Below are 26,171 nucleotides of genomic sequence, written 5' to 3'. Positions count from 1 at the left end.
ATGGGGCAAAAACAGAGCTCGAAAACCAATATTTCTTGGTTATTTAAGATGGCTTGGCGAGACGGTAGGGCAAGTGGTAAAAGACTGTTGTTATTTATGGCTTCCATTGTTCTTGGTATTGCAGCAGTGGTTTCGGTACAATCTTTTAGTGAAAATTTAAAGGCAAATATAGCCCTGCAGTCTAAAGAACTTATGGGGGCAGATTTTATAATTGATAGTAATAAACCACCTAACGAGAGGGTAATGGGAATAATCGACTCATTGGGAGGAGCAGATGCCAAAGGGGTCAGTTTCCCATCAATGGCTTTCTTCTCTAAAAATGGGGATACCAAATTGGTAGATGTGAAGGGGTTAGAAGGTAATTTTCCTTTTTATGGAAGACTGGAGACCGAACCCAGAAAAGCTGCAGATTCCTATAAAATGAACAAAGGGGCATTGGTAGATGCCACCTTAATGTTGCAATTTAACCTAAAGGAAGGAGATTCCATAAGTCTCGGAAATACAACCATACCCATTGAAGGTGCATTGATTTCTGCACCGGGGGCGGGAGGAATTTCAGCTTCGGTAGCTCCGCCCGTCATTATTCCTTATGAATTGGTTGAAAATACGGGACTAATTCAAGTAGGTAGCAGAATAGATTACGACTTTTTCTTTGTGGCAGAGCCGGATCAGAACATGGAAGAATTGGATAAAATTCTTGACCCGGTACTTGATGCGGAAAATGCTGATTTGGATACCCACGATTCAACGGGTAGGAGACTAGGGCGTAGGTACGATAATTTTGGCAAATTCTTAAATCTTGTTGCTTTTATTGCCCTTTTGCTAGGTTGTGTTGGCATTGCGAGTTCTGTTCATATTTATATGAAAGAAAAATTACAATCCGTAGCAGTCTTAAAATGTTTAGGAGCTACTAGAAAGCAGAGTTTTTATATTTTTTTAATTCAAATCGCAGGTATGGGCCTATTGGGAGGTCTGGTAGGTTCTCTTCTTGGGTTTGGTCTACAACAGTTTTTCCCAATATTGATACAGGGTTTCTTGCCATTTGAAATCGATATTACTTTTTCTTTTAAGCCCGTTTTTTTAGGGCTTTTGTTAGGAGTAATTATGTCTGTGCTTTTTGCTTTGGCTCCACTTTTAAGTACGTGGTATGTTTCTCCCTTACAAGTACTTAGGGTACAGGAAAGTAACCCTTCAAGTTCTAAAAAGGTAAATGGGATAATTCTTCTCGGTATTTTGAGTTTTATTTTTGTCTTCGCTTTTCTTTTATTGGAAAAATGGTCTTACGCATTTTATTTCGTTTTAGGAATATTGGTTGTATTTGGTATTCTTTCGGGAGTTGCAATCCTTTTTATGAGGCTTGTTAAAAAACATTTTCCCCATTCATGGGGTTTTACCGCTCGGCAGAGTTTACTAAATCTATTTAGACCTAATAACCAAACGCTTGTTTTAATATTGGCCATTGGTACAGGAACTTTTTTGATCAGTACATTGTACTTTACCAAGAATATTTTACTGGCAAAGGCTAACCTGGAGAATAGCGCTCAGGCGCCTAATTTGATTTTTCTGGATATCCAGTCAAACGAAAAGGAAGAGGTTGCTAAAAATTTGAAAAAGTTGGAAATGCCAGTTATAAATAATATTCCCATCGTGACCATGCGGGTACAAAAAATTAAGGACCGAGAGGCAAACGAAATAAGAGATGATAGTACATCTACCATAAACGAATGGGTTCTTAACCATGAATTTAGGGTAAGTTATAGAGATACATTAATAGGTTCCGAAGATTCTGTTGAAGGTAGTTGGCCGTCTAATAGTTCAGAGGAAGGTGTGATTCCCATTTCCTTATCGGACAATGTAGCTCGTGATGCAGAAGTTGGAATAGGGGACATGCTCACCTTTAATGTTCAGGGGGTGCTAATAAACACAGAAGTTGTCCATATTAGATCGGTAGATTGGGGCCGCATGCAATTAAATTTTAATATAATTTTTCCATCCAGTGTTTTGGAAAAGGCACCACAGTTTCACGTCATCACTTCTAATGCCGCGAATGCAAAAAAGTCTGCCGAAGTTCAAAGAGCTATGGTGGGAAAGTTTCCAACAGTTTCCATCATAGATTTAAGACAAGTGTTGACTGTGGTAGAAGGCATACTGGATAAAATATCATGGGTCATTAATTTTATGGCCTTCTTTAGTATTCTTACAGGTATTATTGTGTTAATTGGTTCGGTAAGAACAAGTAAGTATCAAAGAATAAAAGAAAGTGTACTTTTGAGAACCTTGGGGGCAAAAGGAAAACAAATTTCTAAAATTGCCTTTTTGGAATATATCTATCTTGGTTTTATTGGGAGTTTTATAGGAGTGCTATTGTCTTTGGCGGGTAGCTTGCTTTTGGCCATTTTTGTTTTTAAAGCACCGTTCGTACCTTCATGGGAACCATTTTTAATAGTTGTTCCATTAATCACTATCATTGTTTTGACCATAGGACTTTGGAATAACCGTAATGTACTTTCAAGTCCTCCATTGGAGGTGCTTAGGAAAGAAGTTGCTTAAGAACTTTTTTTAGAACTGGTATTTCTAACTAGACCTACACCAGAGAAGAAGAAAATGGCACCAAGTACTCCGTAAACTATTAGCATTTTAGTAGTTCCTTGTTCGTTGGCAAACAGAACTCCGGTATATATGAGCCCACCTATTCCTAAAAGGGTGAGTACCGTTCCAAAAATTTTCTTTAAATCCATAAAGTCAAAAGTAGAAAAAAATTAGTGTGAAAACCTGTGGAAGGAATCAAAAATTAAAATTACACGTAATTTATATTTGTAGGAGGTATGGATTTTACGGTAAAGTGCACTGTTTGTCGGTAAGTGGTTTTAAATACTATTTGCGTTCGTCGGAGGTTTTTTACCGTTTAACCTGTACGTTGCATTTAAACGAGTATTTTTTCTCGTTGAACGAACCAACATCAGTGAAATAGGGGTCTGTAGAGTTTTATATATATAAAATCTACAGTCATGAAAACTATTATAACTTTTGTTTTTGTTCTTTTTATCGGATTAAGTGCACAAGCTCAAACCAAGGTTGCCGAGGTAAAAGTTGAGACTATTGAAATGACTGTTGTAACCACCATCAAAGTTGAAAAGAGAGTAACTTCTATGGGTTATCAGGTTGCCAGATTATACAAAAGGGATAATGCTAGAGTAAAAAAGGAACTTTCATTTACCACCAAGTACAATAGAGCTAAAATGGCCTAATCATTTGTTTGTTCTCCCAATATTCTTGCCGCACTCTCTTCCGCCCATTTAGATACTTGCCCATCAAAGCATTCCAGTATAGCATCCACACCCACTACACTTCCTTTAGATAATCTTCCCAAAACGGCTAAAGGGATATTTTTGCTCTTATCCTTACACTTAACCAATCCATTTTTATAGGTATCAAGCCCCAATTCAGTATGAATGGGTTCAATTAATTTGTCTTTTAAAAGATTTACCACCACGGGGGATTTTATCTTCAACAATTTTGGGGAATCTAAAACGCAATTGACCATACAGTTCACATGCGCGGCTTTTTGATTTTTAGTCAATTTCCATCCGGTTTCAACCAGTTCAATTTTTGGGTCGGACACATAGGACAAGTCCATAATTCCTGCACGTAATAAGGCCATTAATTGTTGCATACTTTTTAAGGGCGGGCCATAAGAATACCTTTTAAGGCGCTCATGTAGGTCAATTACTCTGGCGATGGTCTCTTCAGGTTGATTGGCGTGGGAAAAAGCATCGTACCAAGTTGATTGCAAGTGTCTCCATACTTGACCAATACAGTAATCCAAGGATATGGCAGATTTATTAAGTGCCATTTGAATAAACCTTTCTATAACTTCCCGCTTTTTCAATTGGTGATTCAATAACAAGGGATGTTGAAATTTTTCATCCTCTAGCCATGCAAGGGATACTCTTTTAATTTCATCTGGGGTAGTATGATTTTCAATTTTGTTAGGCAATTTGGCATAAACACGTACCACAATTTTGACAATTTCGTCCTTTAAAAACTGTGCGTCTTCTTTGATGGATTTTCCTTGACCTACTTCTGAGATACTTTTTTTAAATGTTAAAACTTCATCCTGCGTTGGTTCGTAAAGTTTGTCAATAGATTCGTTTAATGGTTTTGGAGCCAATGGGAGCCCTTCTAAGGAAAATGGAAGTAAAGTTTTGGGTACTTTAGGAGTAGTTTTAAAAGAACATTCCAAGGTATGTGAGTCCGTTTCGATAAATTCTCCCCCTCGGTCTATCGTAAGCGCCCTCATTGCATCTAACATAGATAGACCAAAACCTCTAAGGCCTATAACGCTGCTATGATTAATTTTTACTTCGTTTGTAAGACGTTCAATAGGATAAGCTTTTTCAAATAAAAGAATATCCGAAGCGGTTGAGGCATGCTCCTTCCAAGATTTTAGCTGATTGGATAACTTGGTGGGTTGATGACCTACGGTAAGCAAAACTTCGTCTGCCTCATAACTTCTTGAATTTTCATCTGTAAGTAAGAATTTTTCTTTTTCAAACGCTATTTGATGGATGTTTTCTTTATATATTGAAATTATATCCTTTCCTATCAACTCTTTTGCCAGTGTCTTGAATCTGGCATTTAAATAGGTTCCCAATTTAGAACGTGGAGGAAAAACATCTGGTTGCCCTTCTTTTGTTGATCCATTCTTTAAACTCCAAGCTCTATATGCTGGAAATCCTGGGATGTGAAAGCCCATACCATTAATTTCTGGTCTTTTGGGTAGCTCCTCTAACGAGCGTTCAGAAATATTGAGCCAATTACTAGAGGGTTGCTCAATCCTCCAGACACTACCTGCTCCTAAATGTTCTTGAGGTTCAAAAATGAGAATATGACAATAATTTTTATTACTCAGGTGAGATGAATACCTCAAAAATTGTTCAAGAGCATAAAGACCTCTGGGACCAAGCCCTATTATAGCCAAGGTTTTTATGTTGTTTGAATTGCTCAACTCAATTAATTTGAAGTTAAAGTAACTAAACTAGGTCCAAATCGAAGGATTTTAACGATGATAATTTCGGCTCAAATGCATTTTGTTCCGATGAGGTGTTGAGAGACGCATTTTCATTCATCGAAGTTAATTTGCATTTTACCTGAAGTATTACATTTAAACGAGTATTTATTCTTGTTGAACGAACCAAAATCCCGTAAATAGGGGGCTGTGGAGTTATATATATAAAATCTACAGTCATGAAAACCTTTGTAAGTTTTGTGTTTATTCTTTTTATTGGGACGGTATCTTATGCTCAAGAAGGTGTTGATGTAAAGGTTAATACAATTGAAAAAACGATCGTTATGAATGTTCAGTTGGAAAAGGACGTGAAAATAGAAAAGCACGAAGTAGCTAGACTATATAAAAGAGATAACGCCAGAGTAAAGAAGGCCCTTACTTTCTCAACAAAAAGAAGTAGAGCAAAAATGGCATAGTATTAATTGAATCTTTCAGGATGGCCCCTTAACCATAAAGCCGACAAATTATGTTAGCTTTTTTCTTTTCGTCAGGGCTTAGTTATAAACTTTCTCGTTAAAACGTCTATTTTTTTGGATAAGGTGTTTATCCTGTAATGTTCGCTAAACGATGAAAATGAGCGTTTTAACCTGTTTTATGACAGAGACCGAAAAAGAGTGCACTTTATCCGGTATAAATTGGAATAGCATTAAACCTGTAGTTATTTAGATGTACCCAAATGACAATTATGAAAGCTCTTTTAACCTATTTTTTGTTTGCTATTTTTACGACCACTGCTTTGGCTAATAATGGAACTGAAGAAGTTAAGATGAAAAGAATGGAAGCTTCAGTTGTTTTAGTGAACAACACCGAATTTGAATCATCACAATTGAAATCGGTTAAAGAAAATAAACAGGAGGTTGCAAGATTGTATAAGTTTAAAAATTCTAGGGTACAGAAAGCTTTGGCATTCGAATTAAAAAAATATAATAAATCCAGATTGGCTTAATTCTTGACTCCTGTAAGAAACTAATTTTTATAAAGCTATGTTTATACTTCCGATATTATTGGCCACTATCTTTACTGGATTAACCTTTTTACTTGCAAGCCCTAATAAAAAACTTAAAGCTATTAGAGTGCGGGTAGAAAAAAGTATTAGGAAATACTAGGAGTTGGCATTGGCGGTGCCACCTGATTTTTAATGTGCTTAAATTTTACTATGTAGTGCGTTCCTTTTTTACTAAAGTCTCTTTTGATAGTTCCTTGTAGTTGTCTTACTAAATTGTTTATCAGTTTCAATCCAAGGGAATTAGACGTTTTGTGATTCACCGTTTCCGGAAATCCTATACCATTGTCTCCTATATGTAAAAGATATTCATTAGCATCATCCTTGGTAAGCTTAATATGTATCTCACCTTTGTTCTCATCAACAATACCATATTTTAGGGCATTGGTAACCGCTTCATTGATTAAAAGCCCCAAGGGAATAGCCGTATCAATATTAAGTTTCAAATCAGGTATATCTATATCTAGTGTAATGTTGCTACTGGTACCTTTGATAGATCTAATCAGATATTCAGCTAGCTCTTGAACATAAGAGCGATATTCAATTTTGGAAAGATCTTCTCTTAAATACAGCATCTCATGAACCATGGCCATAGAAATTACCCGGTTCTGGCTACTTTTTAATAAACCTTTTACCTCCTTATCCGCAATGTTTCTTGATTGTAGGCTCAATAAACTGGAAACCGTTTGAAGATTATTTTTTACACGATGGTGAACCTCTTTAATCAACGTTTCTTTCTCATTGATTTTTTCCTCTAGTTCATTCTTTGTTTTATACAAATTGTGATGAGCGTGCAGCAAATTTTTGCCAAATACTCCCCCCAGTAGATATACGGAGAAGAGCACGCTTAAAAGAGCAAAAAGATTTCGGGAGTTCTCCGGAACCACATTACTTACAAAACTGAAATCTACTACTGATTGGGAATATATTAGAACAATTATCAGTAAGTTGAGATTAAGATAAATGGTTCCATATGACTTTGTGGTTACATAGCCTGCAACAACTATCAAAGCGAGCACAAATATGAAGGGGCTATTAATACCGCCGCTATAAAGCGTAATGATACTGGCACCGGCCAAAGTCATGATAGAAACTATGTTGTAGGTGAGGGTTAATTTTTTATGGTACCTAAAAAGAAAAGTATTAATCAGATTGAGGACACCAAACGCTAAGAACACGTAAGGAATAACCACGGTAATATTTAAAACAAACAGACAGGCAAGGAAAAATATAAGCGAAAATATGGAGGTAAAATAATTTACCTTAATGACCAATTTTGTCTTATCCTTTAACCGATCGTCTATGTGTCTTTTATTTTGCCAGGGCATAGAGGGGAAATTTTTGGGACACTTGATTTTTCATAAAGAAAAAAAGGTACTTCTTAATAGTAAATTTACTTATGTTTTGTCTAATAACAAATTAAGAAGTTTGAATGGGGAAAAATAAACGAAAATAATAATGTAAAATAGATGTAGATCAGGACAACATATTTTCAAATAATCTTAGTCCAATTTAAAAAGTAAACCACAATAATGGGTTTAATTTTCAGCTTAACTAGGATTGGTAATTTCTTTAAAGATAATATGATAACACGTGCCCTTAATTGAAGAATCCCTTTTTACGGAACCTTTTAATTGCCTGGCTAACGTATGAATAAGTTTAAGACCCAAGGATTTTGAGGTTCTTAAGTCTACATCCTTGGAATACCCAATGCCGTTATCGCATATGTTCAAATGATAGGAATTCATGGCTGTATCTTTTCTTAGTTGAATATCAATTTGTCCATTCTTGTTTTGAACAAAACCATATTTAAGAGAATTGGTAACAGCCTCGTTTATAAGTAAACCTAGCGGTATGGCCGTATCAATACTAAGTTTAACTTCTGGGATATCTAATTTGATCTTAACATCATGGTTGCCATAATGGGTAGATTGAATAAGGTATTCACTTAATTCCCGAACATAGGGTTTAAATTCTATTTTGGATAAATTATCCCGTAAATAGAGCATTTCATGAATCATGGCCATGGCGTTTACTCTATTTTGACTACTTAGAACCAAGTTTTTAATTTGTTCATTTCCAGAGTTTTTTGCTTGTAAATTAAGTAGACTTGAAACGGTCTGTAAATTATTTTTAACGCGATGATGAACAGTTCTCAAAAGGTGCTCTTTCTCTAAAATGCGTTTTTCTATTTTGTTTTTGGATTCTACCATTCTATGGTAAGATTTTAAAAGGTCTTTCCCAAAAACACCTCCAAGCATGTAAACGGAGAACAGAATGCTAATAAGAGCAAACAGATCCTTTGAATTTTCGGGTACTTCATTGACCTTTTTATATATGCCTATCTCACTCAGGGTGTAAATTAAAACAATGGCTAAAGTGGTACTAATGAGGTAAATGTTTCCAAACTTTCTTGCAGAAACATACCCGCCCAGCACTATTATGACCATTACGAAAATAAATGGACTATTGATACCCCCGGATAAAAGAGTGATAGTTGCTGCACCAACAAATGAAAACACAGCCGCCATTACGGCACCTTTGGTCAAATTGCCAAAAGTTTTAAAATGCCAGAGGTTGAGAAGGTTGCAAATGGCAAATGTGCCAAATATTATAGGGATAAGCCCTCTCATCTGCAGTGCTACAATACAGAATAGCGCAAAGAGTAAACTCAGAAAAGAAGAGTTATAAATAAATTTCTTGAGTAACCTGGTTTGGTTTACTTGGCGATGGTCTATTTTGAGGCTTTTGGGCATTGGGATATACAACAAAAATCTAAATCCAAAGATTTCTATTATTTCATTGATTTAATACAAATAATTCTAAGGTTCAAGTGAAATTGAGTTGATTGCTATTTATTTTGGATTAAACTACAATTTTATTACGAAAAATCTTAAGTAATAGGAATAAAAAATATTTCTAATTACTTTCTGGATAAGATTTTGAAAGCTTTGTATAGTAGGTATTTAAAATGATTATCATGAATTCTCAAAATAAATTAACAGGATAAAGATTACGTAAATATTTTTGATTTCATGGACTATTATCCTTTTTTATCTATTTCTTTAAAAGTTAAAATGTAAGAGGTTCCGGAAACTGTGTTGAGTCCTCTAATAGAACCATGTAATTGCCTGGCTAAGTTGTGAATAAGCTTAAGCCCGAGCGATTTAATTTCTTTAAGATCGATTTGTTCTTTAAACCCAATACCGTTATCGCTTATGGATAATTTGTAAAGATTGGGCTTTTCCAATTTTTCTAATATGATTGTAATGATACCGTCATTTTCTTCGGTAAATCCATATTTAATGGAATTTGTAACTGTCTCATTGATCAGTAGACCCAAAGGAATTGCAGTGTCTATCCCTAATTGTAGTTCTGGGATATTTAGCTCTAACGTAATCTTCTTGTTTTTTGATATTGCCGAGTTTAGTAGATACTCAGTTAGTTGTTCTACATAGGATCTAAAGTCAATTTTTGAAATATTTTGATTGAGATATAGCATTTCATGTATCATGGCCATAGATAGCACCCTGTTTTGACTTCCTTTTAATAAGTCTTTGATTTTTTCATTTTTAGAATTCCTTGCTTGCAGATTCAATAAACTAGAAACTGTTTGGAGGTTGTTTTTTACCCTATGGTGTACTTCTTTTAAAAGTGTTTCCTTCTCTTCAATTCGATTTTCAATTTCATTTTTGGAACGGTAAAGATTATGATGGGTCTCCAAAAGGTTTTTACCAAAAATATAGCCGAGCAAATAGACTGCAAATAGCATACTGAAAAGGCTGAACAAGTCTCTAGATGCCTCCGGCACTTCATTTTGCATTACATCCGAAGAGAGATAATCAATAAAAAAAATAATAAAAATAGTGGCTGTAATACTATATAGGTAAATAGTACCAAACAATTTAGTGGAAACATAACCGGCCAATACTATTATGGACAAAACAAACAGAAACGGACTTTGAATGCCTCCACTACAAAGACTGATGACAATGGTACTAATCCATGACAATACACTGGTATAAATAGCCATGGTCGTTAAATTTCCATGACGATTAAAAGCCCAAACATTGATGCCATTTAAAGTAGCATAAAGGATAAAGACGAAGGGTATGGTCTCTTTTATGTCTAAAAGGAAAATACATAGTAAAGCAAAAACAAAACTGAGTAGGGAAGAGGAATAGTTGAACTTAAGCAATAAACTTGTTTTATTGCCCAACCTAAAAGTGTCTATTTTTGAACCCTTGACCATAGGTGTCCGTTAGCCTATTGGTTTATTTATTACAAATTGTAGGCTTAACCCTGTTAAAAGGTACTTTAAAAAATGCTAATAAATTTGGTCTAATCGATTATCTACCAAAAAATTACGGCAACCTAATAGGTTGCCGTACATAAATTTCAAGTTATAGAAGGCTGTTTAATCTTCTGTCAAAACCCATTCTCCTTTTTGAATTAAAGGTTCCGCTTGTTTAAATTTAACTGTCTTACTTTCACCTGTTACCACATTTTTAATGGTAACCCTATCATTTCTTCCAATTTTAGGTCTTTCCCTGATAATAGTTTCGGTTACTTGTGGTCTTTGTCCTTGCGTTTGCCCAGCTGCTCTGTTGCGGGCCGCTAACTCATCACTATTGGGTATTTCCTCCTTACTGGTCTGTAGATTCTCTTTTGGCCTACTGATTGTTCTTTCTTCTTGGATTTCATTTGGATTGCTACTTGGCAATTCACCTTTGAACAAGAAAGAGACAACTTCTTTGTTCACTTTATCTATCATACCCTTAAAGAGTTCAAATGCTTCAAACTTGTAAATTAACAACGGGTCTTTTTGTTCGTGGACCGCTAGCTGAACGGACTGCTTTAATTCATCCATCTTGCGTAAATGCGTTTTCCAAGAGTCATCTATAATGGCCAAGGTTATGTTTTTCTCAAAGTCGTTTACCAATTGCTTTCCGTTGGAATCATAGGCTTCTTGCAAATTGGTTACAACATTTAGAGTTTTAATTCCGTCTGTAAAAGGAACTACAATTCGTTCAAACTTATTGGAACTATCTTCGTGTACTTTCTTAATCACCGGAAATGCGGTAGCGGCATTGCGCTCCATCTTTTCTTGGTAATGGTTATAGGCTTCTTCATAAACCTTTAAAGCGATATCCTGAACGTTCATTTTCATAAACTCATCCTCGGAAATGGGAGAAGTAATAGAAAAATATTTAATAAGCTCAAACTCAAAATTCTTGTAATCGCTAGCGGCTTTGTTGGTATCCGAAATAGCTTCGCAAGTGTCAAAAACCATGTTGGCGATATCAACTTTTAAACGTTCTCCTTGCAACGCATGTCGCCTTCTCTTGTAAACCACTTCCCGTTGGGCATTCATCACGTCATCATATTCCAAAAGACGTTTACGTACTCCAAAGTTGTTTTCCTCCACTTTTTTCTGGGCGCGCTCTATAGACTTGGTCATCATGGAATGCTGTATGACTTCACCTTCTTCAAGCCCCATTTTATCCATCATTTTAGCTACCCTGTCCGAACCAAAAAGTCTCATCAAATTATCTTCCAAAGAAACATAGAATTGGCTCATACCTGGATCTCCCTGACGGCCGGACCTACCTCTTAACTGTCTGTCCACACGTCTAGAGTCATGCCTTTCTGTACCAATAATGGCCAAACCACCTGCTTTTTTAACCGCATCGGTCAATTTAATATCCGTACCGCGACCCGCCATGTTGGTAGCAATAGTTACCACACCGGCATTACCGGCTTCTGCAACTACATCAGCCTCTTTCTTATGTAATTTGGCGTTCAATACATTGTGCGGTACCTTTCTAATAGTAAGCATTCTAGAAAGCAACTCTGATATTTCAACCGATGTTGTACCGATCAAAACAGGTCTTCCGGCTTGAGAAAGTTTGGTTACCTCCTCAATAATAGCATTGTATTTTTCCCTTTTGGTCTTATAGATAAGGTCATTTCTGTCATCACGTGCAATAGGACGGTTGGTTGGTATTTCCATCACATCCAATTCATAAATCTCCCAAAATTCACCGGCTTCCGTTACCGCTGTACCTGTCATACCAGCCAGTTTTTTGTACATTCTAAAGTAATTCTGAAGGGTAACCGTTGCAAATGTTTGCGTTAAAGCTTCAATTTTCACGTTTTCCTTTGCTTCAATTGCTTGGTGCAGACCATCTGAATACCTTCTACCGTCCATGATACGACCGGTTTGTTCATCTACGATCATCACCTTATTGTCCATCACCACATATTCTACATCCTTCTCAAATAAGGTGTAGGCCTTTAATAATTGGGTCATGGTATGAATACGCTCGCTTTTTACGCCGAATTCCTTAAAAAGTTCTTCCTTAAGTTCCGCTTCTTTTTCAAGCTCAAGATTTTGGTTCTCGATTTTTGCAATTTCGGCACCAATATCCGGCATGACGAAGAAATCCCTGTCTTGGGCACCAGAAATATAATCTACGCCTTTGTCCGTAAGTTCTATCTGGTTGTTCTTTTCATCAATGACGAACAATAGGTCTTCATCTACCTTGGGCATTTCCCTATTGTTGTCCTGCATATAAAAACCTTCCGTTTTTTGCAGTAATTGTTTTATTCCTTCCTCGCTTAAGAACTTGATCAGGGCTTTGTTCTTAGGTAGGCCCCTATATACTCTCAATAGGAGAAAACCGCCTTCTTTGGTATCTCCAGCTGAAATTAACTTTTTGGCCTCTGCCAGTACACCCGTTAAATGCTGTTTTTGCTTATTTACAATATCGCTAACCTTTGGGCGAAGTTCATTAAACTCATGGCGATCTCCTTCCGGAACAGGACCGGAGATAATCAAGGGAGTTCTAGCATCATCGATCAATACGGAATCTACCTCATCCACAATGGCAAAATGGTGTGGGCGTTGCACCAAATCCTTGGGTGTATGCGCCATGTTATCCCTTAAATAGTCAAAGCCAAACTCATTATTGGTTCCGTAAGTAATATCGGCATTATACGCAGCCCTTCTACCCGCAGAATTGGGCCTGTGCTTATCTATACAGTCTACGGATAGGCCGTGAAATTCAAATATTGGGGCCATCCAAGTACTATCCCTTTTCGCCAAATAATCGTTAACGGTTACCAAATGCGATCCGTGACCCGCCAAAGCGTTTAAATAGAGTGGCAGGGTAGCTACCAAAGTTTTACCTTCACCTGTTTGCATTTCTGCAATTTTCCCTTGATGCAAAGCAATACCCCCTATAAGCTGTACGTCATAATGAATCATATCCCAAGTAACCTGCTTACCTGCCGCATCCCAAGAATTGGCCCAAATGGCCTGGTCACCATCTAAGGTAACATAGCTTTTGCTGCCTGAAAGTTCCCTGTCATATTCAGAGGCTGTAACCGTTAGCGTTTCGTTTTTGGCAAAACGCTTGGCAGTTTCCTTCACAACTGCGAACGCAACCGGTAGGATGTCGTTCAATGTTTTTTCCGTAATCGCGTAAGCCTCTTCTTTTAGTTTGTCTATCTCGGCGTATGTTTCTTCATTTTTATCGATGTCAGTAGAGGTTTTTACCTCTGCTTCCAATTCCTCGATTTTGGCCGTTATCTCACTAATATCTTCAGCAATCTTTAACTTGAAAGTCTTGGTTTTGTCCCTTAATTCATCAAGGCTTATCCCTTCCAGTTCTTTTTCAAAGGATTTTATTTTATCAAGTATAGGCTGAAGTTCTTTTACGTCTTTTTTAGACTTGTCGCCTACAAATATTTTTAGTACGGAATTTAAAAAACTCATCTTGTCTTTTTTATGATTGAAGCACTCAGGAATACAGTGATGTGCAGGTATCTTCAAACTATTTGGCTTTACTCTTCAAAAGCTGTTCCAGTATGGATTTAATTGGTAAATACTATACTGGACTGCCAAAATTACAGAGAAGTTACCGGCCTGTATGCCACGTGTGGCGAATTTAACAAATTGTGTTCTAAGAAACCTCTATAAAGGAATATATTAAAATTCAATTTGTTCCTTAACTAAGTTCATCAAAAAAAGCCCCTAAAAGGGGCCTTTTTTATAATTTTTTTGGTGTAGGATAATTAATATTCATCCTCGTTCCAAAGGTAGTCTTCTTCAGTTGGATAATCGGGCCAGATCTCTTCAATAGACTCGTAAATTTCACCGCCTTCCTCTTCCATGGACTGTAAATTTTCGACGACCTCTAAAGGCGCACCTGTACGAATGGAATAATCGATCAATTCGTCTTTGGTGGCCGGCCATGGCGCATCACTTAAATAAGATGCTAGTTCTAATGTCCAATACATTGTAATAAATCGGTTTTAAAATTTTTGCAAAAATAATTTTTCTGTACACATAGCCAAGTAAAAATGACCATTTTATAGCTATTATTTTTGTTTTAATAGTTTGATAACGAAGAAATAATCAATTTATTAGAGAAATGCAAATAATTGCCTCCTTAATTATTTCCGTAGGTGGGAGATGTTGAAATTACCTACGTTTAGGGAATCCACTTAACTTCTTCTACCTCCAAATCCTGTGACAATTTTCGTGCAAATACAAATAGATAATCGCTTAGCCGGTTCAAAAAAACAAGAATATTCTCCGCTACCGGTTCATCTTCATTTAGCAGCGTGCAAGCTCGTTCAGCCCTTCTACAAACTGTTCTGGCTAAATGACAGTATGACACAATTGGATGTCCTCCAGGAAGTACAAAATGGGTCATTGCCGGGAGAAGCTCGTTCATTTGGTCTATTTGAGACTCCAGCAGTTGTGTGCTACTTCCAGTGAATTCAGGAATTTGAAAACTATTTTTACTTTTTTTATTTGGGTCCAACGCCAATTGTGCACCAACAACAAACAATTCTTTTTGAATAGTTTTCAGAATTTTGAGGTGATTACCATCTATATTTTGATCTCTGATTAGTCCTAGCCATGAATTTAATTCATCAATATGGCCATAACTATCTATTCTAATATGGTGTTTTTTTACCCGGGTACCACCTATTAATGATGTGGTTCCTTTATCCCCGGTCTTGGTGTAGATTTTCATATCAAAAAAATGGATTTAGAAAATTAAATGAAGATTTTGAAAGGGTAGGATCTATTCCTCAATTTCTTTGGACTCTTTACGCTTATAGCCCTCCATAAATTTTCTGCTTTTTCTTTCCTTGTGTTGCCTCCGATTGGTAACGGATATGAATAGGTAGATGACGACAACTACACCCAAAATAATGTAAATGGTATTTCCCATAGCTTAAACTCAACCTAAAATTAGCGTATTATATTCTAATCTTAAAATGCTCCTTTACCTGTTCCTTTCTAAAAAAAACCATAGCCCCATAAAACATATCTACCGTAACAGTTACTCGAGAATCATTTTTTACAATTTCCCATGATTCTTTTTTTGCTTTGTTTGTATAGGGAGAATGTATGTACATCATGGTTCCATTAGTAAGGTCATTTTTATATGAAATACTGTCTAACGGCAAATTTTTAGGGTGGTCAATTATCAAAAAAGAAGCATTTTTTGCAGTTGTTTTAATGTCTGTATTTCCCTCGAATGTTTCTTTAAACTGCTGGCCCTCCTCAATAATACTAACGGTTTTAATACTAAAATACTCCAAACTTTTTAAAAGGGCATTCACCCCTTTATCATTATGCAGTTTGGATTTTGAATAAAGACATTTGGTAACATAGGTAAATACAAAAGGGGAGTGTACCCCGTGCTCATTGGAAGATTTATAAAGGAACTGACAGAATTGTAAAAATTGGTACAAGGTTCTAATTTTTAATCTTCGAGCATGGCGGAAAGTTCAAACCACCTTTCGGTCTTTTGGTCAATACTGTCCATTGTTTCTTGGAGCTTAATGGATAATTCATCAATTTGTTCCCCGGTTAGTCCGGCGTCTGTAAATTGCTGTTGAATCTCTACTTTTTTCTTTTCAAGTTTCTCAATTTCCTTTTCCAAATTCTTGAACTCCTTTTGCTCCATGTAGCTAAGGGTTTTCCTTTTGTCCTTTGTGTAGCTATCCGCGGTAATTTTGGCTTCCTTGTTGGTTTCTGCTTTTTCCAATCGCTCTTCTGCAACCTTGCTATCTTCATAAACTCGATAGTCCGAGTAATTTCCTGGAAAATCTTCAATTAGTCCATCGCCCTTGAAAACAAATAAGTGATCGACAATTTTATCCATGAAATAGCGGTCGTGGGAGACTACCATTAGACAACCTGGAAAATCCAACAGAAAACTTTCCAAAACGTTTAGAGTAACAATATCCAAATCATTGGTAGGTTCATCTAAAATGAGAAAGTTAGGGTTTTGTATTAGTACGGTACAGAGGTAAAGTCTTTTTCGCTCACCTCCGCTTAATTTATCTACAAAATCATATTGTTTTTTACGATCGAACAGAAAACGCTCCAGTAATTGTTGTGCCGATATTTGCCTTCCCTTTTTAAGGGGAATGAAATCCCCAAAATCACGAATGATATCAATTACCTTTTGACCTTCTTTGGGCTCTATACCCTTTTGGGTATAATAGCCAAATTTAATGGTATCCCCTATGACAACCTTACCGGCATCTGGCTGATCTTTGCCAGTCAATATATTGAGAAAGGTAGATTTACCTGTACCGTTTTTTCCAATGATACCAATTCTTTCCCCTTTTTTAAAAGTGTAGTTAAACTGGTCTAAAATGGTTTTCTCAGGGAAAGCTTTAGAGATTTTGTGAAGCTCTAAAATCTTGCTTCCCATGCGTTCCATATTAATTTCTAGCTGAACTTCATGGTCTTTTCTACGTTGGCCCGCTTTTTCTTTTATAGTTTGAAAGTCATCGATTCTTGATTTGGATTTAGTGGTACGCGCCTTGGGTTGTCTGCGCATCCAATCTAGTTCTTTTTTAAACAAGCGTTCAGATTTGTGCTGTTCTACAGCTTCTTGCTCTAATCTAGCTTCTTTTTTTTCTAGGTAATAGGAGTAATTACCTTTGTAGGGATAGAGTTGTCCATTGTCCAATTCCAAAATTTCGTTACAGACTCTTTCCAAAAAATAGCGGTCATGGGTCACCATAAATAGACTCATATTCTCCTTGGCAAAATAATCTTCTAACCATTCGATCATCTCAAGGTCCAAATGGTTGGTAGGCTCATCCAAAACCAAGAGGTCTGGTTTGTTTATAAGGGCGTTTGCCAAAGCCAAACGTTTTTTTTGTCCTCCGGAAAGTAAACCCACCTTGGCATTTAAATCTTCTAGCTTTAGCTTGAAAAGGATTTGTTTGTACAACGTCTCAAAGTCCCATGCATTGAAACGTTCCATTGCTTCAAAAGCAGCTTGGTAGGTATCTGTGTCCTCAGGATTTTCCAGTGCTTTCTCGTAAGAATGAATTACCTTAAGAATCTCGTTATCCGATGCAAAAATGGTCTCCTCAACCGTTAACTCTGGATTTAAATTGGGCTCTTGTGCCAAAAAGCTCACACGAATATCCTTTCGGTAATTAACTTGACCGGAATCTGGTGTGTCATCACCGGACATGATATTTAATATGGAGGTCTTTCCCGTACCATTCTTGGCAATCAAAGCAATTTTTTGACCGTTGTTTACACCAAAAGAAAGGTCTTGAAAAAGAATGCGCTCTCCATAGGATTTGGAAATATTTTGAACCGTAAGTAAATTCATTTTAAGCTAATAAAGGTTTCTGATAAGACCAGAATAAAAATAAGTACCGAACGGCTAAGGTAAGCCAAAGTAGGATGAAAACGGGTGAAAAAGATTGCAATCCCACAAGCCACACAATTGCGCTTACCAGGATTAGGCCTAGGGAGAAAAGGGCATATTTAGCAACCCAATTGGGGCCTTTTCTTTTTGAAACAATAAAGGCAACAAAAAGATGTGCTGGAAATGCCCATAAGATGTTATAATTGTCCGCAGTCTGTGTATGATCGGTAAAAAACCAAAGAAAGATAATACCGGCACCAATGAGACCGGGTACTAGAAAAAGCACAAAATCTAGCCATCTTCTTCGAGTATTGTTCTTAAAATCCAAAAAGGTTAGTAATAATACCGCAATTAATATTAGTAGAAACCAAAAGGCAGGGGAGAGTAAAAAAAATGTTGACCTGTCTACTGGTTTGCTTTCAAAGAGTGTTTTGGCATCTTGGGCCAACGCCTTGTCATTTAAGGTGGCTACCGCAATTTGTTCCATAGTATAATCCGGTAGGAACATATGCTCAAAAGGTGTGGCATTATCATCTACTAAAGAGCCTAAGGCCAAATCAATTCCAAAGCCCAGCCATGAATTAATGGACACATAACTCCTGATAAGCGCCCTGTGCGAAACATCAGGTTTATTTTTTAAATAGTCATCCTTGAACTGTAGTTCGTTTCCATAGTTTTCTTTAAAAATATCCCATATTTTGGTAGAACAGTTATCATAAAAGAAATCATATTTATAATCCCTGTTTTCCGGTTTATAATTGTTCTCAAGAAATTGGAAGAGTTTTTGCTTTTCCTGAAGGTTTAAATTAAGAATCTGCTCCTTGACCCACCTGTTTTCCTCTTCGTAGCTTAATAGAAAATAGGGAAAATTTTGTCTGGCCAAAGTGTAATTAAGTTTACCTCTTGCAAATTTTAAAGTGAAATTTGGGGTGGTAAAATCAAATGTACCATAGTTGTATACTACATCAATTTTTTGTGAGGCATCATAAACCCTAATGGAACTATGACCAAAGGATGAATACACTTGGTCACCCGGTCCGCATGTGATAATACTAAGTTGCGATTGTGGAGTAAGTTTTACTTTTTGGCTATATACATTTAGGCAGAGTGCCGTAAGTAACAACAGAAATACTTGTCTCAATGGCGTTCTTGTTATGGCAATTAATGGGGCAAAGATGCGAATAAATTATGGTCTTACCTGATTGATGTTAAATTGTGTTATTTTTACTTCGTAATCCTATAAAAAAGGGGGGGAAATTGTTTTAAATTTTCCTTTTTTTAACTCAAATTCGGAATTTCAATTAGTTTAATTCTCAGGGTTTTTGAGAAACTTTGCATGTATGAAAAGACATATACCTAACCTAATCACCTTATTGAACGTTTTCTGTGGCTGTATAGCAGTAGTTTTTGCAGTTTTAAATCAATTGGAGTTTGCCGCTCTTTTCGTGTTCTTGGGCATATTCTTTGATTTTTTTGACGGACTTGCGGCCAGGCTTTTAAAGGTACAAAGTGACCTAGGTGTTCAGCTAGACTCGCTTGCAGATATGATTACAAGTGGAGTTGTTCCTGGTATCGTTATGTTTCAGCTTTTAGGAATGAGCGAAACCGGTGGTTGGAATGCCGGAGGCTTTATGGAAGCCGGTTCAGCTGCCGGAAATATATCCATGGTATTTAGACCGTTGCCACTATTGGGCTTTGTTATAACCATGGCTTCGGCATATAGGCTTGCGAAGTTTAATATAGATGAAAATCAGGTTTCATCCTTTATAGGTTTGCCTACGCCTGCTAATACGCTTTTAATTTTATCCCTTCCGTTAATTTTATTCCATAATGGAAGCGATATTTTAAACAGCATTATTTTAAATCAATGGTTTTTAATTGGTTTAACCTTCCTAAGTGCTTACCTCCTAAATTCTAAAATTGAGCTTTTCGCCCTAAAATTTAAAAATTGGGGTTTTAAGGATAATGCCCTAAGGTATATCTTTATAGTATTGAGCTTGGTGCTGTTGGCAACCTTGGAGTACTTGGCAATACCGTTTATAATAGCTTTTTATATAATTGCTTCTGTGGTCGTAAAATTGGGGAGCAATAAATAGGGTATTAAAAATCCAATTTCTTCTTACGTAGTTCAAAATTCTGGCCTAGGTATACTTTACGTACCATTTCATCTGCCGCCAAATCTTCGGGAATTCCCGATTTTAAGATACCTCCCTCGAACATTAGGTAGGACCTTTCTGTAATTGCCAAGGTTTCCTGAACATTGTGGTCCGTTATAAGAATCCCAATGTTTTTGTTCTTTAATTGGGCCACAATACGCTGAATATCCTCAACTGCAACAGGGTCAACCCCGGCAAAAGGTTCATCCAATAAGATGAATTTAGGATCCGTGGCCAATGCCCGGGCAATTTCAGTTCTACGTCTTTCCCCACCGGAAAGTAGGTCTCCTCGGTTTTTTCTTATATGACCAAGACCAAACTCCTCTATCAGGGACTCCATTTTCATGTGCTGTTCTTTCTTGCTCAGTTTGGTCAACTGTAAAACGCTTAGTATGTTTTTTTCAATACTTAACTTTCTAAAAACCGAGGCTTCTTGGGCTAGATAGCCAATACCATTTTGTGCCCTTTTGTACATGGGGTAATTGGTAATTTCCGTACCATCTAAGAATATTTTGCCACCGTTTGGTTTAACCAAACCTACAATCATGTAAAATGAAGTTGTTTTACCGGCGCCATTAGGGCCTAATAGACCAATAATCTCTCCTTGGTTTACCTCTAGTGATATGCCTTTTACCACTTTACGGCCCCTATAGGATTTCATTATATTGTCTGCTCGTAACTTCATTTATACAATTGTTTATAAAAGTAAAAGTCGATACATTTTCTAAGTGACATCAAAGAAAAGGGAAACTTTTCACACTGCGAGGGGTTTACGTTTTCTTTAACCCTTTTTGCTCTTTTCTGGCATCTTTTTTAAGGACGTAACCGGAAATATAAATACTTATTTGATAAAGTATTAAAACCGGTACCGCCACTATAATTTGGCTCGCCACATCTGGAGGTGTAATTACTGCAGATAGGATGAGCACGATTACCAAAGCTATTTTTCGATATTTCTTCATGATTTCCGGCGTAATCAAACCCACCTTGGTCAAAAAGAAAATGATAATAGGTAGTTCAAAAAGAATACCACATGCAATGACGGCTGATCTTACCGTTCCGATATAGCTGTCAATATCAAATTCATTTAGAATTTCGGCACTTACCTGATAACTTCCTAAGAAATTAATGGATAATGGGGCTACTACATAATATCCAAAAAGCACACCCATGAAAAATAGGAGGGAGGCTATCAAAATAAATCCTTTGGAATGTCTTCTTTCCTTCTCATAAAGTCCCGGACTAATAAATTTCCAAAGCTCATAAAGAATATAGGGGAAGCCCAGAATAAAACCAGCCCAAATAGACGTCCAAATGTGCATGGAAAATTGAGCGGACATTTGTCTACTCTGTATGCTGAAGGGTAATTTATCTGCACAAAAGGCAGAATCAAAACCTAAATAAGTGGCAATATCACAGAACAACTTATAAGTGGGGAAGGACATTTTAGATGGTCCGAAAATGACCGTATCAAAAATAAAACTCTTTGCGAGAAATGCGACGCTTCCAATAAGGACAACTGCTATGGTAGAGCGGATTAGATGCCAACGTAATTCTTCAAGGTGGTCCAGAAACGACATTTCGTCGGGAGACTTCTTATTAACTTTCGCCATTATAATATGCCTTCATTTATCAAATTGTGCAAATGTACAACTCCCACGTATTTTTTACCCTCTACACCCAATAATTGTGAAATGCCATTTTCCTGCATGGTCTCCAATGCTTCAATAGCCAAAACCTTAGTGGATATGGTTTTTGGGTTTGAAGTCATGATGTCCTTGGCAATCAAGCCACTTATGTTATCGTACTTGTTTAGCATACGCCTAATATCCCCATCAGTAATAATACCTACCAACTGTTCATTTTCGGTTACAGCAGTGACCCCTAACATCTTCTGGCTAATTTCAACAATTACTTCTTTTACACCGGTGGAAAGATGTACTTGCGGAATTTGGTTCTTTGCCACAATATCCGCTACGGTCAAATAGAGCTTTTTGCCCAAGGAGCCGCCAGGGTGGTACTTGGCAAAATCTTTACTGGTAAATCCTTTAATTTCCAATAGGGAAATTGCCAATGCATCGCCAATGACCATTTGTGCCGTAGTGCTCGTAGTAGGAGCCAAGTTATTGGGGCAGGCTTCCTTTTCAATGAAGGTGTTTAGGATATAATCTGATTCGGACGCTAAGTACGATTCCTGGTTGCCTGTCATGGCAATCAATGGATTATCCGCGCGCTTAAGCAACGGTACCAATAATTTAATTTCAGCAGTATTGCCGCTGTTGGAAATGCATATAACTACGTCATCTTGCTGTATAGTACCTAAATCCCCATGAATAGCATCCGCGGCATGCATGAAAATAGCTGGGGTTCCAGTCGAATTTAAGGTGGCAACAATTTTAGAGGCTACAATGGCACTTTTGCCAATACCGGTAACAATTACCCTGCCCTTGGATTTAAGAATGCAATCCACGGATTTTGCAAAATCTTCATTTAAAAGGTTGCCTAAATTGAGGATGGCATTCCCCTCCGTTTCAATGGTTTTTTTAGCAATCGAGAGAATAACTTTTGTATTGCTCAAATTAGATTCAATGTTAGAAGGTTGTTAACTTTGCGCGCTTTTTAACGCATAATCATGCACTTTTCCTAAAACTATACAAAAAGCCAATGGTTTAGAAAAGATTGTGCTATATTTAAAGTTACAAAATTACAAAACTAACTATAGGGAGTTTCACTCCTTCGAAATTAATTTATTTCAAACCTTAATTCCCCCGCGCAAGAAAAATGAATTCTCTTAACTTGTTTTTCAACAATCAACATTATAATATAGCTTATGGCGAGTGATAGACCGGTTGTTAATGATAGCGAATTGCATGCGGCGCTCAAAAAGTATTTTGGGTTTGCAGAGTTCAAAGGGCTTCAGCAAGACGTCGTCACCAGTATTTTAGAAGGTAATAACACTTTTGCCATCATGCCTACCGGAGGTGGTAAGTCTTTATGTTACCAATTACCGGCGCTTATGCAAGAAGGAACGGCCATTGTGGTATCGCCATTGATCGCCTTGATGAAGAACCAGGTAGATGCCATAAGAGGTATTTCGGACCAAAACGGTATTGCCCATGTTTTAAATTCCTCCTTAACAAAGACGGAAATTAGACAGGTAAAGCAAGATATTTTAGACGGGGTCACCAAATTGCTTTACGTGGCTCCGGAATCTCTTACCAAGGAAGAAAATATAGAGTTTTTACAAAGTGTAAAGCTATCCTTTATAGCGGTAGACGAGGCTCACTGTATATCTGAATGGGGGCATGACTTTAGACCGGAATACAGGAACCTTAGGAATATAGTGAACCGGTTAGATGACTCCATTCCGGTTATTGGTTTAACGGCCACTGCCACGCCTAAAGTTCAAGAAGATATTATTAAAAATTTGGGCATTACGGGAGCCAAGACTTTTAAGGCCTCTTTTAATAGGCCCAATTTATTCTACGAAGTTCGTCCAAAAACAGCCAACATTGATTCCGATATTATTCGCTTTGTAAAGAAAAATTCTGGAAAATCAGGAATTGTGTATTGTCTAAGCCGTAAAAAAGTGGAAGAGTTGGCACAGGTACTTCAGGTCAATGGGGTGAGTGCCGTTCCCTACCATGCTGGTTTTGATGCCAAAACCCGGTCTAAGTATCAAGATATGTTTCTTATGGAGGATGTGGATGTGGTAGTGGCGACCATTGCTTTTGGAATGGGAATAGACAAGCCAGATGTGCGTTTTGTGATTCACCATGATATTCCTAAAAGTATTGAAAGTTATTATCAGGAAACCGGTCGCGCAGGAAGGGATGACGGTGAAGGGCATTGTTTAGCCTTCTACGCTTATAAGGACATAGAAAAATTGGAAAAATTTATGTCTAATAAACCGGTGGCCGAACAAGAAATAGGTAACGCCCTTTTACAAGAAGTGGTGGCCTATGCCGAAACATCCATGAGTCGCAGAAAATTTATGCTCCATTATTTCGGGGAAGAGTTTGATGAGGTAAATGGAGATGGGGCCGATATGGACGATAATGCCCGAAACCCCAAGGAAAAAGTTGAAGCCACTGAAGATGTAGTCAAGGTTTTAAAGGCTATAGAGGGTACCAATGAAAAATTTAAGTCCAAGGAAGTAGTAAAAACGCTTACGGGAAAAGTAAACGCGTTGATTACCTCCCATAAGGTTGATGACAAGGATGTGTTTGGTTCTGGGTCAGATAAAGGGAAGGAGCATTGGATGGCGCTTATACGTCAAATGATTGTGGCCGGGCTTGTTAAAAAGGAAATTGAGCAATATGGAATTCTCCATGTCACCCAGAAAGGGAAGGATTTCATGGCCAAGCCAGACTCTTTTATGATGACCAAAGACCACACCTATACCAGTACTGGAAATGATGCTATTGTTAGTGCGGGAACGGCCGCCGTGGCAGATGATAATTTGCTTAAGCAGCTTCGTGATCTTCGAAAATCTCAAAGTAAAAAGCTGGGCGTACCCCCATTTGTGGTATTTCAGGATCCTTCTTTGGAAGATATGGCCATGAAATATCCTATTTCGCTAAAAGAATTGACCAATATCAATGGAGTAGGTGAGGGGAAGGCTAAGAAGTATGGTAAACCTTTTGTGGAATTTATTTCTGACTATGTTGAGGAAAATGATGTGGTAAGACCCGATGATTTGGTAGTTAAAAGTACAGGGGCCAATTCGGCATTGAAGCTTTATATCATTCAAAATGTGGATAGAAAGTTGCCACTTAGTGATATTGCGGATGCCAAAGGACTTGAAATTCCGGAGTTGATCAAGGAAATGGAGTTAATTGTCTACAGCGGTACCAAGCTGAATATTGATTACTGGATCGATGAAATACTTGATGAGGATCAACAAGAAGAAATACATGATTATTTTCTAGAGGCGGAAAGCGATAATTTAGAAGATGCAATGCAGGAATTTGATGGTGATTACGAGGATGAAGAGTTAAGGCTTTACCGTCTTAAATTCATTAGCGAGGTCGCTAATTAGCCTTCAGGTTATTAAACTGATAATAAGGGTCCTTGAAATAGTATTTCAGGACCCTTTTTCTTTTAAAAGCTTTTATCTATTTGGATTAACTAACCGCCTTTTCCAACAATGTAAGTGATAGCCTATCCGCATCCATTTCTGCTTCAATTCCAATTGGGAACGTAAAATTGTTCTCTACATGGCCAAAACTCAGACCGTAAGCTACCGGAATCCCTAGAGGTTTTAGTCTGTCTACAAGGACTTCTCTTAAAGAAAATGATAGGTCATTATTGGAAGAATTGCATCCAGCACAAACTCCAATTGCTATAGCTGCAGCATTTTTGAATGTTTTGCCTTCAATTAATTGAGTGAGCATACGGTCTATTCTATAAGGCGCCTCTTCTACATCCTCTATGCAGACAATGGTATCGGTAAAATCTATCTCGTGAGCTGTGCCAATTAAGGCATTGATCAGTGTTAAACTACCTCCTGATAGTTTTCCTTTTGCCTTTCCAGAAGTGATGGTATAACGTTCGTATTCTGGATTTAGACTTTGCTCTTGAGACAATTCTACGTTGGTGAGTTCATAGTTTTCCTTTGGCTGCATCAAAACATTTTCTAAATGATTTATGCTGTAGGCATCGTTAAGCGTACTCCCTACAGGTCCGTGAAAGGTTACCAGACCCGTTTCCTTAAATATGACGTTTAAAAGTGCCGTGATATCACTGAAGCCAACCAGTACTTTTGGATTTTTATGAATGGAGTCATAGTCGATCATGTCCATAATACGGGTGCACCCATAACCTCCCCGAGCGCAAAGTATACCATCTATTTCAGGATTGGCAAACATTTCGTTCAGGTCTTTTGCCCTTTCCTCGTCCGTATTGCTAAAATAACCGTGGTTACCAATTATCCTTTTGGTGTAATGCGGTTTAAAGCCCATTTTGACCAGTGTTTCAATAGCGTCTTTGAGTACTTCGGGCTTTACGGCATAACCTGGAGCCACCAAACCTATTGTATCCCTTTTTTTTAACTTTTTGGGCAGTATTCTTTCCTGTTGCTCTAAAAAAAGTGGTTTGTGGGCGGATAAGACGTGGGGTGCTAAAAATGCCCCTGCCCCGGTAAGAGCAGTACCCAAGAATTTTCTACGGTTGGCCATATGCTTTGGTTTAAAAACGTGAATTTAAAAAGAATAAAAAAAACGGCCACTAGGACC

The 26,171-nt window shown here is 37.3% G+C and carries 22 protein-coding genes; 6 read left to right on the top strand and 16 right to left on the bottom strand.

Annotation, left to right across the window (positions count from 1 at the left end):
* Nucleotides 1-2,550, top strand: coding sequence for an ABC transporter permease (locus IL355_RS13135; protein ID WP_225621237.1), 2,550 nt, complete (start codon nt 1-3; stop codon nt 2,548-2,550).
* Here IL355_RS13135 and IL355_RS13130 read toward each other — a convergent pair.
* The gene (locus tag IL355_RS13130) at nt 2,547-2,738 is read right to left on the bottom strand and encodes a hypothetical protein (RefSeq protein WP_192462579.1); all 192 of its coding nucleotides are present in this window, start codon (nt 2,736-2,738) and stop codon (nt 2,547-2,549) included. The genes IL355_RS13135 and IL355_RS13130 overlap by 4 nt on opposite strands.
* A gap of 270 nt (nt 2,739-3,008) precedes the next feature.
* On the opposite strand from IL355_RS13130, the gene IL355_RS13125 reads away from it, so the two are divergent.
* Nucleotides 3,009-3,248, top strand: a complete 240-nt coding sequence (locus IL355_RS13125) for a hypothetical protein (protein ID WP_192462578.1) — start codon at nt 3,009-3,011, stop codon at nt 3,246-3,248.
* Here the strand turns inward: IL355_RS13125 and IL355_RS13120 are convergent.
* Entirely contained in the window at nt 3,245-5,008 is a 1,764-nt protein-coding gene (locus IL355_RS13120; protein WP_192462577.1) for an FAD/NAD(P)-binding protein, read from the bottom strand. The genes IL355_RS13125 and IL355_RS13120 overlap by 4 nt on opposite strands.
* Nucleotides 5,009-5,247: 239 nt before the next feature.
* Here IL355_RS13120 and IL355_RS13115 point away from each other — a divergent pair, with 239 nt between their 5' ends.
* Nucleotides 5,248-5,484 carry a hypothetical protein gene (locus tag IL355_RS13115; RefSeq protein WP_192462576.1) on the top strand — a complete coding sequence of 79 codons (237 nt, stop codon included), beginning with the start codon at nt 5,248-5,250 and terminating at the stop codon, nt 5,482-5,484.
* Between the two features lie 269 nt (nt 5,485-5,753).
* Entirely contained in the window at nt 5,754-6,014 is a 261-nt protein-coding gene (locus tag IL355_RS13110; protein WP_192462575.1) for a hypothetical protein, read from the top strand.
* Nucleotides 6,015-6,160: 146 nt separating this feature from the next.
* Here the strand turns inward: IL355_RS13110 and IL355_RS13105 are convergent, their stop codons facing one another.
* From IL355_RS13105 to IL355_RS13060, 10 genes are all read right to left on the bottom strand, one after another.
* On the bottom strand, nt 6,161-7,399 hold the full coding sequence (locus IL355_RS13105; protein WP_192462574.1) for a sensor histidine kinase: 1,239 nt from the start codon (nt 7,397-7,399) through the stop codon (nt 6,161-6,163).
* A gap of 222 nt (nt 7,400-7,621) precedes the next feature.
* Nucleotides 7,622-8,827: a sensor histidine kinase gene (locus tag IL355_RS13100; protein ID WP_192462573.1), complete on the bottom strand. Its 1,206-nt coding sequence runs from the start codon at nt 8,825-8,827 to the stop codon at nt 7,622-7,624.
* Between the two features lie 287 nt (nt 8,828-9,114).
* The gene (locus IL355_RS13095) at nt 9,115-10,323 is read right to left on the bottom strand and encodes a sensor histidine kinase (RefSeq protein ID WP_192462572.1); all 1,209 of its coding nucleotides are present in this window, start codon (nt 10,321-10,323) and stop codon (nt 9,115-9,117) included.
* A gap of 165 nt (nt 10,324-10,488) precedes the next feature.
* Nucleotides 10,489-13,851 carry a preprotein translocase subunit SecA gene (secA, locus tag IL355_RS13090; RefSeq protein ID WP_192462571.1) on the bottom strand — a complete coding sequence of 1,121 codons (3,363 nt, stop codon included), beginning with the start codon at nt 13,849-13,851 and terminating at the stop codon, nt 10,489-10,491.
* Nucleotides 13,852-14,150: 299 nt separating this feature from the next.
* Nucleotides 14,151-14,375 carry a DUF2795 domain-containing protein gene (locus IL355_RS13085; RefSeq protein ID WP_013994285.1) on the bottom strand — a complete coding sequence of 75 codons (225 nt, stop codon included), beginning with the start codon at nt 14,373-14,375 and terminating at the stop codon, nt 14,151-14,153.
* A 194-nt stretch (nt 14,376-14,569) separates the two neighbouring features.
* On the bottom strand, nt 14,570-15,121 hold the full coding sequence (locus IL355_RS13080; protein WP_192462570.1) for a cob(I)yrinic acid a,c-diamide adenosyltransferase: 552 nt from the start codon (nt 15,119-15,121) through the stop codon (nt 14,570-14,572).
* Nucleotides 15,122-15,172: 51 nt separating this feature from the next.
* The gene (locus tag IL355_RS13075) at nt 15,173-15,322 is read right to left on the bottom strand and encodes a hypothetical protein (RefSeq protein ID WP_187457795.1); all 150 of its coding nucleotides are present in this window, start codon (nt 15,320-15,322) and stop codon (nt 15,173-15,175) included.
* 28 nt (nt 15,323-15,350) lie between these two features.
* The gene (locus IL355_RS13070) at nt 15,351-15,848 is read right to left on the bottom strand and encodes a hypothetical protein (protein ID WP_192462569.1); all 498 of its coding nucleotides are present in this window, start codon (nt 15,846-15,848) and stop codon (nt 15,351-15,353) included.
* An 11-nt stretch (nt 15,849-15,859) separates the two neighbouring features.
* Complete coding sequence (gene abc-f / locus IL355_RS13065; RefSeq protein ID WP_192462568.1) at nt 15,860-17,740, bottom strand: ribosomal protection-like ABC-F family protein; 1,881 nt, start codon at nt 17,738-17,740, stop codon at nt 15,860-15,862.
* A gap of 1 nt (nt 17,741) precedes the next feature.
* Nucleotides 17,742-18,920, bottom strand: a complete 1,179-nt coding sequence (locus IL355_RS13060; protein ID WP_192462567.1) for a lipoprotein N-acyltransferase Lnb domain-containing protein — start codon at nt 18,918-18,920, stop codon at nt 17,742-17,744.
* 199 nt (nt 18,921-19,119) lie between these two features.
* On the opposite strand from IL355_RS13060, the gene IL355_RS13055 reads away from it, so the two are divergent.
* Nucleotides 19,120-19,875 carry a CDP-alcohol phosphatidyltransferase family protein gene (locus IL355_RS13055; RefSeq protein WP_192462566.1) on the top strand — a complete coding sequence of 252 codons (756 nt, stop codon included), beginning with the start codon at nt 19,120-19,122 and terminating at the stop codon, nt 19,873-19,875.
* Nucleotides 19,876-19,879: 4 nt separating this feature from the next.
* Here the strand turns inward: IL355_RS13055 and lptB are convergent, their stop codons facing one another.
* The 3 genes from lptB to IL355_RS13040 form a co-directional block, all read right to left on the bottom strand.
* Nucleotides 19,880-20,620, bottom strand: coding sequence for an LPS export ABC transporter ATP-binding protein (lptB, locus tag IL355_RS13050; protein WP_187457800.1), 741 nt, complete (start codon nt 20,618-20,620; stop codon nt 19,880-19,882).
* An 85-nt stretch (nt 20,621-20,705) separates the two neighbouring features.
* The gene (gene tatC, locus IL355_RS13045; protein WP_192462565.1) at nt 20,706-21,548 is read right to left on the bottom strand and encodes a twin-arginine translocase subunit TatC; all 843 of its coding nucleotides are present in this window, start codon (nt 21,546-21,548) and stop codon (nt 20,706-20,708) included.
* Nucleotides 21,548-22,513 (bottom strand): KpsF/GutQ family sugar-phosphate isomerase, encoded by a 966-nt coding sequence (locus tag IL355_RS13040; protein ID WP_192462564.1) that lies wholly within the window; start codon nt 22,511-22,513, stop codon nt 21,548-21,550. The genes tatC and IL355_RS13040 overlap by 1 nt, the downstream gene beginning before the upstream one ends.
* A 252-nt stretch (nt 22,514-22,765) precedes the next feature.
* On the opposite strand from IL355_RS13040, the gene recQ reads away from it, so the two are divergent.
* Nucleotides 22,766-24,976 (top strand): DNA helicase RecQ, encoded by a 2,211-nt coding sequence (gene recQ / locus IL355_RS13035; protein WP_192462563.1) that lies wholly within the window; start codon nt 22,766-22,768, stop codon nt 24,974-24,976.
* A gap of 85 nt (nt 24,977-25,061) precedes the next feature.
* Here recQ and IL355_RS13030 read toward each other — a convergent pair whose 3' ends face one another.
* Complete coding sequence (locus tag IL355_RS13030) at nt 25,062-26,114, bottom strand: S66 peptidase family protein (protein ID WP_192462562.1); 1,053 nt, start codon at nt 26,112-26,114, stop codon at nt 25,062-25,064.
* Between the last annotated feature and the right edge of the window lie 57 nt (nt 26,115-26,171).

It is taken from the genome of Euzebyella saccharophila, assembly GCF_014855495.1.
Taxonomy (GTDB): Bacteria; Bacteroidota; Bacteroidia; order Flavobacteriales; family Flavobacteriaceae; genus Euzebyella; species Euzebyella saccharophila.
Note: the sequence above shows the minus strand (reverse complement) of the source record. Positions and strands in the feature narration are given on the sequence as shown.